The sequence below is a fragment of the Sulfolobus islandicus Y.N.15.51 genome, assembly GCF_000022485.1.
GTDB classification, from domain to species: domain Archaea; phylum Thermoproteota; class Thermoprotei_A; order Sulfolobales; family Sulfolobaceae; genus Saccharolobus; species Saccharolobus islandicus.
Genome location: NC_012623.1, coordinates 222823 through 235229, shown reverse-complemented (window position 1 = coordinate 235229; position 12407 = coordinate 222823). Strand labels below are relative to the sequence as shown.

Sequence of the window (12407 nt, the reverse complement as noted above, 5' to 3'; positions counted from 1 at the left end):
AGTTTTTGTGAAAGTTTTCACTTATTTGAAAGGTTCTAGTAATTATAATGCTACATTAGATCTAATTAAAAATATCACATAACTTTTTTATGCTACCTTTATTAAGGTACTGCTACATAAATATTCTAATGAACAGAGAGTTAACTGTAAAATTCGAAGATGATACCGAAACTTTCTATTTAATAAACGATAACGGATTAATAGTTAAGATGAATAGAATTATACCAAAGAAAATCGATATCCTTATAGTTAGGCAGACTGATCGGAATAAAGTTCTTGATGCAGTTAAAATGGGCTATAAACTATTCGAATGCAACGGTATATCCAGAGAGGATTGTTTAGTTAAAGTATTGAACACCGTGTTTCCAAACTGCAAAACATGTAAATTCATGTAATTGATAAAAAAATATTTATTTATTGAACGATTCCTCATAAAAGATTTCATAGATATATGTTTTAGATCTTACGTTTAAAGATTACAGCAATCTATTTAAACCTATACTTTAAAGTATAAATAGGATGAGTGAACAGATAAAGATAAGGAAGGCTGCTAAGGAGGATTGGGAGAAAATTTATCAGTTATACAATTCTTTGAGTGATGAGGATCTATACTTAAGATTCTTCCACCTCTATAGGATAACTGAAGAAGACGCAAAGAGAATAGCGTCTAATGAGGATCACGTTACATTCCTAGCAGAAGTTGACGGAAAAGTTGTTGGAGAAGCTTCTTTACATAAGGATGGAGAGTTTTCGCTAGTTGTAGATAGAAATTATAGGGCTCTAGGCATAGGAACTTTGCTAGTTAAAACACTAATTGAGGAGGCTAAAAAGTGTGGTTTAAGTGCGATAAAATTCTACACCTTACCAGAGAATACTCCAATGATAAAAATTGGGAGAAAGCTGGGCTTCAAGTTAAGGTTCTACGAAGATGAAGTGTATGGAGAAATGAAATTAATGGAAAAAGAGGTAAACATTAATTTAGCAACTTCTTCTTCTCCCTAAGGCTTCTTACCTTGTTCTGATTTCCTTATATAAAACATATTAGTCAGATCTGAGTAATACAGATCTGACTGGGGTGTAGGCCGTTGATTCCCTTGAGCGTAAAGCCCGTCGGTGAGCTTGGCCTCCTCCAATTCGAACCGGAAGTTGGGCTTAAAGCCCGAATAAAACATAAGGGTGAGTATACATGGAGGCCCCAGTTGCAGGAATAGATGTATCAAAAGATAAATTAACTGTACTATAATAAGCAGTTTAACGTTGAGTAAAGCAGGTTTCATCACTTGCGTAAGTAGTGTAGACTACGCTCGATTTTCAAGGAAAAGTTTTTATACCGGAGCTCCCTGCCCTCAAGGCTTTCGGTTGTAAAAATAACTTTATTATATTCAGCATAGACTAATTAGCATGAAGTTATATATAATTTTGGTCGCAGTTATTGCCGTTATATTAATTGTATCTGGTATTGTTATTCTGATTCATAATGTTTCACAACAGCAGACAAATTTGACAAAAGTGGTATTTCCTGACCAAAACCAAATTTCTTCAATTTTAGGGAATGGGTGGAACATAACTGGTTTATTTGAGGAGAATTACAGTAGTGCAGTTAACCGGCAATACCCTGGAGGTACAGCTTTATTTCAAGAATACATCCAAAAGGGAAATCAAACCATAACGCTCAATGTAATTCAATTGAACTCCTCAACCACAACATTAAAAGGAGTTAAGATTGGAAAGTATCTGGTTTCCGCAAACATAACCGGTAACTCAAGCAAGTTTGACTTGAGTAGTATAGAGAACCTAGAAATAGAAACCTTGAAGAGTGGAAATGGTCTTAAACCAGAGCTCAACCAGCTATTATTCCCAGCTAATAGTAGCGTTTCACTCTTGGAGTTCGGCAACGCTATAACTAAAAACTACACCCTTTATTTCGAAACCATAATGTATAACAACTCATATATCTCAATAGATCTAGCGAACTCGTCAAACATATCATCACTATTTACCTATTTATTGAGAAGCACTGGACAGAACGTCACAGTATCAACCATTAATGGTGTGAAGTACTTTAATTTGAGCTTCGTTAGTCAGTATGGTAGTGTTTACTACTTTGTAGGAATTAAGGACAATTATTTAATATTCATGCAATCCCAAATGCCACAAGCTTTTCAATTCTTTGTGGAAATATCCAATAAAGTTTAGATTTTAAAATTTTAAGTTTCACTTGCTTTCTTATTTGCAAGCATTTTATAAATCGCGTCATTTACCATCCATATATAAATAATGTGACCACTAGCCAATACTAGGCGTTAATAGATGCTGTTGAAATGAAACCTTTAGCTCTTACTAACCCAGCGGAAATAGAGGTATATATCCACTTGCACTCTTGAACATACCTACCAGTAATGGATAATCTGGTTGTATCTAATAGCACTCTAAAGTTACAATTAGAACTGCCGAAGGAATTGAGACATAAGTAGCGCCTTCAGTTAGTGTCACTAGACTAGCCATTGCAGGGGACTACCAATACCTTAAGTAACAACTTATCTAAACGAAACGATACCCTTAGCTAATTCCTTATTTTCCTTCACAACTCTATCATAAAACGGTTATCTTGAATATTTTTCCAAAATATAGAAATATAAGATTTAAACCTTTTAAAGTATTTAAACTTAATCAGAACACATCCACATTCGTGTCGAAGATATTTTTCGGTAAATACGCTGTAACTATCCAGTTGGGAACATCGACTACCTCACTGACCCTAAGATTTACTGCAACACTAGTCAATATGTAAGCCTCTACTGGGGCCATGTGTTTGGACAACATAGAGATTATTCCCTTAATAGCCTTTTTTGCCGCATTCCACAAGTTAGGATCTATACCGGGATAAGCTATGTATTCGTCATATTCCATTTCCTTTACTTTCTTGGCTACGAAGAGTGGTTGAGTTAGACCAACATTTTTAATTAACCTAACCTTCATTGTAACCTCCATGGGAGCCTCTATTGCAGTTCCACATACCTCACCATCTCCTTGAGCCAAGTGAGTATCACCTATGGAAAGTAGCGCTCCACTTACAAACACTGGGAGATATAACTTCGTGCCTATGGTTAAGTGCTTTATGTCCATGTTTCCTCCGTTTTCTCTGGGAGGTATTGTACTCAGCTTTCCCCTATATGGTAATGCAGTACCTATTACACCAGGGAAAGGATATATGGGGACTTTAACATTTAAATCACCAAACTTGGCGTAAGCGTATCTCTCATCAACTTTCCAAATCTTGAGGGCAGGGCCTTGGAGATCTATAGGTCCAGTATATTGTTCATCAGCAAGAAATCCAAATCCAGGAAGTACTCCAGTCCATCCCCACCCCTTATGCCTAAAATCCAGAAACTCTATTTCTAAAGCATCTCCAGGTTCTGCCCCCTTTACCTCTATGGGACCGGTTAATGGGTGAATCTTAGAGAAGTCTAGTTTTAGTAGATCCTTTTCTGTAGATGAGGGCGTAACTTGGCCATCAGAGGCCTCTTTAGTCTCTACTGTTATAATATCCCCATCACTTATCGTCGTAATTGGAGGTAAGGAATTATCCCATTTGTTGTGGGTTATTGCATGAATAGTATATTGCATAATATTAACTCTCCTTCTTTACTTATAAGTGTAGAGCGTTCACTTGCTACTTTCTATCATTGATCTCAGCTGATCCCTTACTAATTTCTTGTCGAGTTTGCCAGTACTAGTTTTTGGTATTGAATCAACAAATATTATCTTGTCTGGCAACCACCATTTTGGAAATTTATTTAACGACTTCAAATATTCTATAATTTCATGTTCACTAACATCTCTCCCTGGTTTTTTCACAACAAGAGCTATTGGCCTCTCGCCCCACTTCTCATCCTTAACTCCAACAACTACTGCTTCTAACACCTTCTCATATGTCATGATGGCGTTTTCTAGATCAACACTGCTTATCCACTCTCCACCACTTTTAATTAAATCCTTTAGCCGGTCTACAACTTTTACACTTCCGTCAGGATTTATCCTTGCTACATCTCCAGTCCTAAACCACCTAATTTGTGTATCGGATTTATCGTTAAGATACCTTTTAGTTACAAACGCCCCTCTTGTCACTAACTCACCTGTCGATTTTCCATCCCAAGGTAACTCATTTCCCTCTGGGTCCATTAGTGTAACCTCAAATGCTGGAATTGGGTAGCCTTGTTCCGAGATCCTCTCTATATTATCGCTCTTGTTTACTGTAGCTATTGCCTCAGTTTCAGTCATTCCCCACGCATGATAAGTCTTAACTCCAAGTTCCTTCAGTTTCTTGATCAATCCTAATGGTGGCTCAGCACCACCAGTAACTACGACTTTCAGTGGTAGGTCCAGATTCTCCCTTTCCACATAATTTACCACATCAATCCAGACAGTAGGAGCTCCAGCTCCTACCGTGACCTTAAATTCTTTTATCAATTTTACTATATCCTCAGCCTTAGGCCTAGGACCAGGTAGAACTAATTTTGCCCCGGTCATAAGTGACGCAAATGGTAAGTCCCATGCTGATATGTGAAACATGGGAACTATTGGCATTACTGTTTCAGAAGATGAAATACCTAGTACGTCAGCTGCTAATAGTGATAATGAATGAATGAATATACTCCTATGACTGTATACAACTCCCTTTGGCTTCCCGGTTGTACCCGAAGTAAAACAAGCTATTGCACCTTGCCTTTCGTCTACGTCAGGAAAGTTCCTAGTCGGTTCTTGTGAATTTATATCTTCATCATATCTTTCGTCAAAAATGAAAGTAGGTAAAGTGGAATTCTTATAAGTTATGTCCTTGTCCATAAATACCGCTCTGTCTCCTATTGCCTTAACTACATAATCCATTTCAGATTCGTGAAACCTTACATTAACTGTATGCAAAACCCCACCTAGTAAAGGAACTGCGAAGTACAACTCTAAATGTCTATGAGTATTCCATGCTATTGAGGCAACCGTTTCACTTGCTATACTATTAGCCTTCAAGAGAGATGCTAATTTCCTGACCCTTAATGCGAAATCAGAATATGTATAACGGACTATTCCCTCATGGGTTCGAGATATAATCTCCTTATCTTTATACAATTTTTCTATTCTCCAAAATATGGATTTTATATTGAGATTGTAGTCCATTATTGTTGAATCCATAAATATTTATCGCATTTTATTCTAATAAGTTTTTTAATTTATTGAGTTCACGGAGTGTGTCGATAGTGTCGTTATTAAGCTATAAATTTATACCTTAACGTAAAAAAAGCGTCTCTGAGAATCTGAACTAGGTTATACTCTATCGGAGAATCCTCTATTTAATAAATTTGTAACTTAATAACGACACTATCGACTATATAGGTATATTAGTCGGGGAGAGTAATCTCTCCTCGGCTGAGGAAACATGGTCGAGGCACTATCTGAAGCAGAGTCTTCGGGGTGTGGCGTGACCCTCCCCTACCGTCGGACTGAACATTGTGATAAAATTCACGCATATAGGAGTGGGAGGGCTATAATAAGTAGGGGTATTTCGAAGAGGGGTAATAAGTACTTGAGGAGCTTGCTTTACTTTTTAGCAGAGGTGAATTCTTCGAGAAACCCTACTTTGTTGAGTTTTACGAGTCTCATAGGAATAGACTTCACGATAGGAAGTTGTCTGCTGCTTTGACTAGAAAGTTGGCTAGGATTATATGGAGTGTTTGGTATAGGCCTTGTGAGCCTAAATAGGTGAACCCTTCCCCCGAATCACCACATGGGTTGAAAGGACTCACGTGGCAATGTTAGCTAATACTATGCTTGAAGTTTGACCGAAAGGTTTATTACTGAACGCCCCAAATTTTGTAATAGTTGGTGCACTATTCCCATCAAGAGAATTTGATTATAAATAAAATTGTTAGCAATCAATCCATTTTTATTTCATTTATATTGGGATTAATTTAACGTCAATTCCCTCTCCTATATGATCTAACATATCTATATCTTCAAGTGAGACTTCACCTATAACGTTAAATCTAGGGTCAGCCTCTACTTCCTTCTTAAATATCAATACTTCTACTACGTTCTTCCTTCCATTCATTACAGCCACAGATCCTCTAAATCTCTTTATTATTTTTGTTTTATATTATTTTTCGATACTCTTATTTAACGCTATGGCGTATTTTTTAACTCTCACGTCCGAAAATCTTATATTAAATATCTTCTTTTCCTCTTCAGTTATTCCAAGATATACAAGGACTCTAATTTTAGTATAATCCCTTTGATTCTCCCAATTCATTTAACTCCTCTTCAGTAGGAAAAGGATCTCCAATAATAACTCTATCAATATATCTAGTATTAAATAATATCGACCCGGACTTACCTGGATTTTTCCCCTTAGCATTTCTACCTTAATTCTTCCTTCTATTTCTCGCAATAAAGAACTAAATGCGCCGTCAGCATCACTAAGAAATATTCGTTGGGAGCGCGCTTTTGGATTTTAATATGAGGGGTTATTTATTTCTGCAGGTTAAGCTTTTCGTCCCCTTAATCCTCATAAACTTAAAGAATGGATGTTCCTATAATTATAAAACTTTTTAAAGAGAAGCTAAAGAAAAATAGAGAAAAATCAAAATAAAAAACTACTTTACATTTCCTTTATGTTTTGTTTTATCTTATTTAATGTATCTTGTGGAATAGATGACATCCCATGTGACATCTTAGCGTGTACCATTAACTCTTCCAGTAATTCTTGTTCAGATTGAGCTCCCATAATTTCAAATCCACAGTTCATTCCTACGCTAGCACAGCTGAAATAGTACTTCCCGACCTTTTTTATGTTTTGTTTTATTTTATTTAATAGATCTGGAGGAATGGAAGTAACTCCGTGACTCGATTTCGCATGTATCTTAAGCATTTCTAATAGCTCATCCTCGCTTCCTGCATTTTTTACTTCAAATCCACAATCCATTCCTACGTCCTCACATTTGAATGTGTATTTTGGCATATATTATAATTTCAGTTTAAGTTTATAAAAAAGCGTAAGAATTCTTCTAATTAACGGTTATATATTAATTATACCATAAATATATATGGTTGAAAATGGTATTTGGTATAGGGAAGAAGAAGAAGTTTGCGTTTAGTTGTGGAAGTGTTGGTATGGATTGTGGATTTGAAGTAAAAGGAGCGAGTTCAGAAGAGGAAATACTAGAAATTTTAAAGATTCATGCTAAAAATGTGCATCACATGAAAGAAATCTCAGATGATATGAAAAACAAGATAAAACAAAGTATAAAGAAAGTGTGAAAAAGGCATGGATATAATTGATAAGAGAATACTATTTTACCTTTTAAAAGACGGGAGAATATCACAAAGGAGAATAGCTTCACTATTAAATCTAACGCCCGCTAGCCTAAATTATAGATTTAAGAAACTTATGGATAGTGGAATTTTAAAGGGCTTTAAACTTTACGTCAATCCTAACTTCTTTGGAAAATATCAGATTTTTATTGCTTTTAAGAATTATACCGATATAGACGCGGATTGGATATCGTTCAAACTGAAATGTCTTGAGTGGCTAAACGTTTACGGAATATATGCTTCAGATAACACCGAATTGAAGGACAAGATAGGTTACATGACCAAAGAGTTAGGAGAACCAATTTTGTCTTATTTCCCTCTGCAATCTCTATTTAGGGCATCTAATTTGGATCAGAAAATAGTTGAAATACTAAAGGTAGATCCTAGATTATCTTCTTCTGAAATTTCTAAGAAAATGAACATTAGTTCCAGAATTATCGAAAAACACATAAGATATTTAAGGCATAGAGGTTTAATACTTGTAGCCCCACAAATTGATTTAGGTAAAACCGATATCATAATATTCTCTATATTCTCTAAAAACATAGATGAAATAACGGTAGTATTACAGGAATGTAAATTATGGCAATTTACTGATGGCTATGCTGGAATAACAGTATGTTATGCAGATAATATGGAGAGAGCCAGAAAATATATAGATTTAGCTAGGCAAATAGATAGCACAGCTGACGTAATGATTATATATGATTATATGTTTCAGTAAATCTATAATTTTATCCTTAACAAAACATTAAATAGGTTCTAACACAAAAATAAAGGTAAGTTTTTTATAGAAAATCATATGGTATACGCATGCTGTGAATCGACATTTGAGACAGAAATAGATTTTAAAAAACATATAAGAAGCAGGAATTGGCACAGGATAAATCACTCCGATAGCCTCAACTTGAGAATAAGAAATGACATATTGTATAATATTCTGAGAAGTCCGAATTTGCTATTCGGAATATCAAATGTTATTGTGCCAATGGGAGATAAGGCTATATTGTATTTACCGTTAAGTAAAGATAAAATGGGATTAGTTTTAAAGCGAAGCATTGTGGGAAAGTTAGAGGGTCCAAAATTAAATATCGATCTCATTGAATATAAATTTACTGCAGATAAACTAATATATAATTTTGGATTCAAAATAAAGAAAATAAATGAAGAAAACTCTCAATTGGTTATTTTATCTTCAATGATGGTTAATATAGGATTTCTTGGTAGACTATTGCCTAGTGCAGTGATAAAAGAATTGCAGAAAATGATAACACCACAAGTATTCGTAGATAAGTATTTGTCTAAGAATATAAGTTCACTTAGTATATAAGCTAACTATAAAATAGGATATATTATTAATAATAAGGTAAATTCATTTGTTTTTTAAATGGTAATTCTCCTCATGGCATCCGATAGTGTACACCTTTACTTGCTTTTACGAACAACTGGAGACAAGAAGTTACAAATTTTTCCCATAAATGTTTTTTGCTGTAAAGCAGAAACTCTTTCCATTAGGACAAGTAGTTCATAAGTTAAAGTTTATTGAATGTAACTTTTCTTTTATCCAAGATCTAGCATCATAAAATGTTATGTTATTATAAGGGCATACTTCTACGCAATCTCCAACACCTATACATTTAAATGACTTAAATTCTCCTTTCTTTATGAACGAGGCTCTCATATCTGTTAATCCTACTGGGCAGGCATATGCACAATCTACTGTTTTACAAGTTAAGCATTTTTTCGGATCTCTAACTTTAAGCTTGAAAAGCCCTAAATAACCGAAAAATTGATTGAAAGAGCCCCATGCGCATATCCCATTATTTACACAAGCGTAATTTCCTAAAAATGGCATTAACATGAATTGGAAGTACCAGATTACGTTAAAATATAAGCTAGTATAAAGCATTGTTGGATCATTTCCTAAAATTGAAAATTTTAGATATGATAAAATTGCTAAGATTAGCAATGAGATCCATGTTATAGTTATTATCCATTTATACCAAGAGCTTATTCTCGATGTTAATGTGTTCCTGCCAACTTTTGATGATCTGTTATACTTCTTCATAGAATTAAGGAATGTCCCTTGCAACATATAAGGAGCTGTGCACGTTACAGAGCATATTTGTCTTGAGCCAAACATGAAAGAGAGGATTGCTGTAACTGTAAAAGTTCCTATAATACCATCTAGCAGGTAAGATGATTTAACTGGTCCATAAGTTCCTAATCCATTAAACCACATATAAGGAATATATTTCACCTCACTCGATATGGGTGAGAATGTTGGGAGGTAAATACTATAGAACGCATAAGCAAACATCATTAGCAAATATCTTATTTTATTCTCTATCTTATTATATTCTATTATTCTAAATATGCCAATTACTCCAAGCCATATTCCCATATCTATCATGAACCAGGGGCTAGCAGTGACAGATGCAAAAGCTGATATGAAATTCATGAAAGCTAAAAAGGGATAGGAGAAATAGCCAAATTGACCAAAGACAGAAAAGTTGCCTTGGCTTAAATCTAAAAACCCACTAATAAACCAACTTAATAAAAAAGCTAATAATAATAACGCGAAAGCTATTTTTGAATTTTGTAAATAATTAGTCTTCTTTTTAATTCCTCTCTTTAACCTATATAAGGAGAGAAAGATTACTACGGAGTAGGATAAAGGAACAATATCCGTTATTTTTAATAAATACACAAAAAACTGAACAGTATAAATTAATAATAGCATAGAAAGTATCTCTAATACTATATAAGGGCTATTTGCTGAACTCTGTCTTCTTAAATAAATTCCTTGAAAGAGTAAACCCACAAATATGAGACTAATGAATGCTGAAACTATAGGAAAAATTAAAGATATAAAAAGAATGAATAGAAGAAAAATATAAGACCTATCTAAAATATAATTAAAAATAGTCACCTTTATATTCACTTTTACTCACCAGTTAACATTAAATTGGATATGGATAAACTGCTGGATCACTGAAGAACAGTAACATATTGGAGTTAGTGGCTGTTAATAGCTGAGATGGTGAACTTATTCCAGGTACCACTACATCTAGTTCGGGTTTACCTAGGGCTTGCCATATGGGATTGTTTGCATTAGCAGTTGCTACTGCACTATCATAAGTTCCCATTGCCTGTTCTAATGCGTTAATACTATTCAAGCATAATCCAGTTGGATTGGTTTGGTTAGAAGGTACTATTTGTTGGCATTGTCCAGTGATTGGATTAGGAAAGATATTAGGATTAAATACTAATACTACAACAATATACCATGGTATTGACGTATTAGTGGCAAATGTTACTATGTGATCATGTGCAGGTGTAGGTAAAACTCCTTCTGGTAGTCCGAAAACTCCATTCTTTATACCTAAGTATTGCTCAACTACAGTAAACGCTGGAGAGTATATTAGAGTCATATGATCTGGACATGCAGTTTGAGTAAGTGCTGCACCGCACTGGGTTATTATTGTATAGTTTTGTCCATTATAATGGAATGTTGGAAATCCTTGAGGAGTTGCACCTAGACTTTGAACTCCAAAAATGGATAATCCAGCAAACGCTGGTACTAGGACAAATACTGGTTCTGCTCCCTTAGGAAAAGCTGATATATTTCCTGCACCTACTTCACAACCCATCGCTACCTTACTTTGATTTACAGCATTAGGGAAGAATACAGTAGCATTAGGTGTGCACATAAATTGGCTGGTATATAAGAATGTTATTACCTTTCCATCGAGAAACGATCCACTTGCATTTACTGTAACTGGCCTAGTTACAACCTGTGTTGTTGTAGTAGTTTGTGTAGCAGTCTGAGTAACTGTGGCTGTCATTGTTGCTGTCGCTGTAGTAGTTTGTGTAGACGTTTGAGTAACTGTTAAGGTGGTTGTGGAGGTTGTTGGGGGCGATGTGGTTGAAATAGTTGATGGTTTTGTAGCATATAGTACGAAGCCTATCGCTGCTATTATTACCAATACTATTACTACTCCTGCAAAAACCGCATTAGATACTGCTCTTGGTTCTTTTTTCATTTCTTGAATCACTAATAGTATACTAAATTACAGAAATTTAACTATGTGTTTGAAAGTTTCTAACGCAAACCTTATATTCAATTTTTAATTTTAATATTCTATGAGAAGACAAACCTTAAGATACATCTACTTCACGATAGTAATAGTAGCTATTATAGTGATAGCGGGTAGTGTATTATTACAGCTAAGGAGTACTAGCTCACCTTTAATAGGTCAATCAATATCGAATGATGTATATAATCAGTTACTGGAAATAAGTAATCAAGGTTATAATATAAGTGCCTTACCTACCAATTACTTTAAAGTATTACCACTTAACTTCTCATCAAATGGTAAACCAGCTATAATATATGTTGGTGCAGAATGGTGCCCATATTGTGCAGCTGAGAGATGGGCTCTAATTATAGCTCTTCTCAGATTTGGGAATTTCTCTAATTTAGAGTATATGCTTTCAAGCTCCACCGATGTATATCCCAATACTCCTACCTTTACTTTTGCAAATTCTACATATAGTAGTACCTACATATCATTTTATGGCATAGAATACCAAGACAGAAATTATCAACCCTTAGATAAAGTACCGACTCAAATATATAATATGTGGGAGGAGTATGGAAATCTATCTATTCCTTTCATAATAACAGAATACTACTATAAAGTAGGAACAAGCATAGATCCAGGATTAATATCTGGACACAACTGGACATATGTTCTAGAGCAACTTCAAAACCCCAACAGCTTAGTTTATAAAGAAATTTACTCTGAGGCTAATTTAATAACCGAAATGATTTGTAAAGTGGATGGATATAAGCCTTATAATGTATGCTCTCACTTTATGCAAGATAGCAGTAATAGTAGTCCACTTTATCTAGTTCCTTCTCTGCCCTCACAGAGGCGAGATTCCTCAGTCAGTAGTTCATTAATCCCACCATTGATTCGAGAGTACATCTCTCATTTTGTGAGTAGTCAGAAAGCCCCCACTTGAAGGGATCCATCATA

Annotated in this window: 14 protein-coding genes and 1 pseudogene; 8 read left to right on the top strand and 7 right to left on the bottom strand. The window is 34.8% G+C overall.

What is annotated here, in order from left to right; all coding sequences use genetic code 11:
• The first annotated feature begins 89 nt into the window (after positions 1-89).
• The 3 genes from YN1551_RS01280 (at position 90) to YN1551_RS01265 (ending at position 2196) form a co-directional block, all read left to right on the top strand.
• Positions 90-395 carry a hypothetical protein gene (locus YN1551_RS01280; RefSeq protein ID WP_012714479.1) on the top strand — a complete coding sequence of 102 codons (306 nt, stop codon included), beginning with the start codon at positions 90-92 and terminating at the stop codon, positions 393-395.
• Positions 396-519: 124 nt separating this feature from the next.
• Complete coding sequence (locus YN1551_RS01275; RefSeq protein WP_012717041.1) at positions 520-1002, top strand: GNAT family N-acetyltransferase; 483 nt, start codon at positions 520-522, stop codon at positions 1000-1002.
• A gap of 399 nt (positions 1003-1401) precedes the next feature.
• On the top strand, positions 1402-2196 hold the full coding sequence (locus YN1551_RS01265; protein ID WP_012716726.1) for a hypothetical protein: 795 nt from the start codon (positions 1402-1404) through the stop codon (positions 2194-2196).
• A gap of 474 nt (positions 2197-2670) precedes the next feature.
• Here the strand turns inward: YN1551_RS01265 and YN1551_RS01260 are convergent, their stop codons facing one another.
• The gene (locus YN1551_RS01260) at positions 2671-3627 is read right to left on the bottom strand and encodes an acetamidase/formamidase family protein (protein WP_012717040.1); all 957 of its coding nucleotides are present in this window, start codon (positions 3625-3627) and stop codon (positions 2671-2673) included.
• A 39-nt stretch (positions 3628-3666) separates the two neighbouring features.
• A complete protein-coding gene (locus YN1551_RS01255) occupies positions 3667-5187 on the bottom strand; it encodes a long-chain fatty acid--CoA ligase (RefSeq protein ID WP_012717039.1) in 1521 nt (506 codons plus the stop codon).
• A 337-nt stretch (positions 5188-5524) separates the two neighbouring features.
• Here YN1551_RS01255 and YN1551_RS16440 point away from each other — a divergent pair.
• Positions 5525-5754: pseudogene (locus YN1551_RS16440) on the top strand (transposase); the annotation flags it as partial.
• Between the two features lie 193 nt (positions 5755-5947).
• On the opposite strand, the gene YN1551_RS16435 reads toward YN1551_RS16440, so the two are convergent.
• The 3 genes from YN1551_RS16435 to YN1551_RS01250 form a co-directional block, all read right to left on the bottom strand.
• A complete protein-coding gene (locus YN1551_RS16435; protein WP_274378966.1) occupies positions 5948-6133 on the bottom strand; it encodes a phospho-sugar glycosidase domain-containing protein in 186 nt (61 codons plus the stop codon).
• Positions 6134-6148: 15 nt separating this feature from the next.
• On the bottom strand, positions 6149-6301 hold the full coding sequence (locus YN1551_RS16925) for a hypothetical protein (protein WP_012716730.1): 153 nt from the start codon (positions 6299-6301) through the stop codon (positions 6149-6151).
• Positions 6302-6649: 348 nt separating this feature from the next.
• Positions 6650-7009: a DUF1059 domain-containing protein gene (locus tag YN1551_RS01250; protein WP_012716731.1), complete on the bottom strand. Its 360-nt coding sequence runs from the start codon at positions 7007-7009 to the stop codon at positions 6650-6652.
• A gap of 95 nt (positions 7010-7104) precedes the next feature.
• Between YN1551_RS01250 and YN1551_RS01245 the strand changes: the two genes are divergently transcribed.
• From YN1551_RS01245 to YN1551_RS01235, 3 genes are all read left to right on the top strand, one after another.
• On the top strand, positions 7105-7308 hold the full coding sequence (locus YN1551_RS01245) for a DUF1059 domain-containing protein (protein ID WP_012717038.1): 204 nt from the start codon (positions 7105-7107) through the stop codon (positions 7306-7308).
• A 7-nt stretch (positions 7309-7315) separates the two neighbouring features.
• Positions 7316-8086 carry a winged helix-turn-helix transcriptional regulator gene (locus tag YN1551_RS01240; RefSeq protein ID WP_012716733.1) on the top strand — a complete coding sequence of 257 codons (771 nt, stop codon included), beginning with the start codon at positions 7316-7318 and terminating at the stop codon, positions 8084-8086.
• A gap of 78 nt (positions 8087-8164) precedes the next feature.
• A complete protein-coding gene (locus YN1551_RS01235) occupies positions 8165-8692 on the top strand; it encodes a hypothetical protein (RefSeq protein ID WP_012717037.1) in 528 nt (175 codons plus the stop codon).
• 195 nt (positions 8693-8887) lie between these two features.
• On the opposite strand, the gene YN1551_RS01230 is transcribed toward YN1551_RS01235, so the two are convergent.
• A complete protein-coding gene (locus YN1551_RS01230; RefSeq protein WP_012716735.1) occupies positions 8888-10306 on the bottom strand; it encodes a 4Fe-4S binding protein in 1419 nt (472 codons plus the stop codon).
• A 19-nt stretch (positions 10307-10325) separates the two neighbouring features.
• Positions 10326-11408: a hypothetical protein gene (locus YN1551_RS01225; protein ID WP_012717036.1), complete on the bottom strand. Its 1083-nt coding sequence runs from the start codon at positions 11406-11408 to the stop codon at positions 10326-10328.
• 100 nt (positions 11409-11508) lie between these two features.
• On the opposite strand from YN1551_RS01225, the gene YN1551_RS01220 reads away from it, so the two are divergent.
• Positions 11509-12393, top strand: a complete 885-nt coding sequence (locus YN1551_RS01220) for a DUF929 domain-containing protein (RefSeq protein WP_012717035.1) — start codon at positions 11509-11511, stop codon at positions 12391-12393.
• The last annotated feature ends 14 nt before the right edge of the window (positions 12394-12407 follow it).

Bases quoted from the DNA above. Each gene is read 5' to 3' on its own strand.
- YN1551_RS01280 (WP_012714479.1), top strand. From the start codon at position 90: ATGCTACCTTTATTAAGGTACTGCTACATAAATATTCTAATGAACAGA.
- YN1551_RS01275 (WP_012717041.1), top strand. From the start codon at position 520: ATGAGTGAACAGATAAAGATAAGGAAGGCTGCTAAGGAGGATTGGGAG.
- YN1551_RS01265 (WP_012716726.1), top strand. From the start codon at position 1,402: ATGAAGTTATATATAATTTTGGTCGCAGTTATTGCCGTTATATTAATT.
- YN1551_RS01260 (WP_012717040.1), bottom strand. From the start codon at position 3,627: ATGCAATATACTATTCATGCAATAACCCACAACAAATGGGATAATTCC.
- YN1551_RS01255 (WP_012717039.1), bottom strand. From the start codon at position 5,187: ATGGATTCAACAATAATGGACTACAATCTCAATATAAAATCCATATTT.
- YN1551_RS16925 (WP_012716730.1), bottom strand. From the start codon at position 6,301: ATGAATTGGGAGAATCAAAGGGATTATACTAAAATTAGAGTCCTTGTA.
- YN1551_RS01250 (WP_012716731.1), bottom strand. From the start codon at position 7,009: ATGCCAAAATACACATTCAAATGTGAGGACGTAGGAATGGATTGTGGA.
- YN1551_RS01245 (WP_012717038.1), top strand. From the start codon at position 7,105: ATGGTATTTGGTATAGGGAAGAAGAAGAAGTTTGCGTTTAGTTGTGGA.
- YN1551_RS01240 (WP_012716733.1), top strand. From the start codon at position 7,316: ATGGATATAATTGATAAGAGAATACTATTTTACCTTTTAAAAGACGGG.
- YN1551_RS01235 (WP_012717037.1), top strand. From the start codon at position 8,165: ATGGTATACGCATGCTGTGAATCGACATTTGAGACAGAAATAGATTTT.
- YN1551_RS01225 (WP_012717036.1), bottom strand. From the start codon at position 11,408: ATGAAAAAAGAACCAAGAGCAGTATCTAATGCGGTTTTTGCAGGAGTA.
- YN1551_RS01220 (WP_012717035.1), top strand. From the start codon at position 11,509: ATGAGAAGACAAACCTTAAGATACATCTACTTCACGATAGTAATAGTA.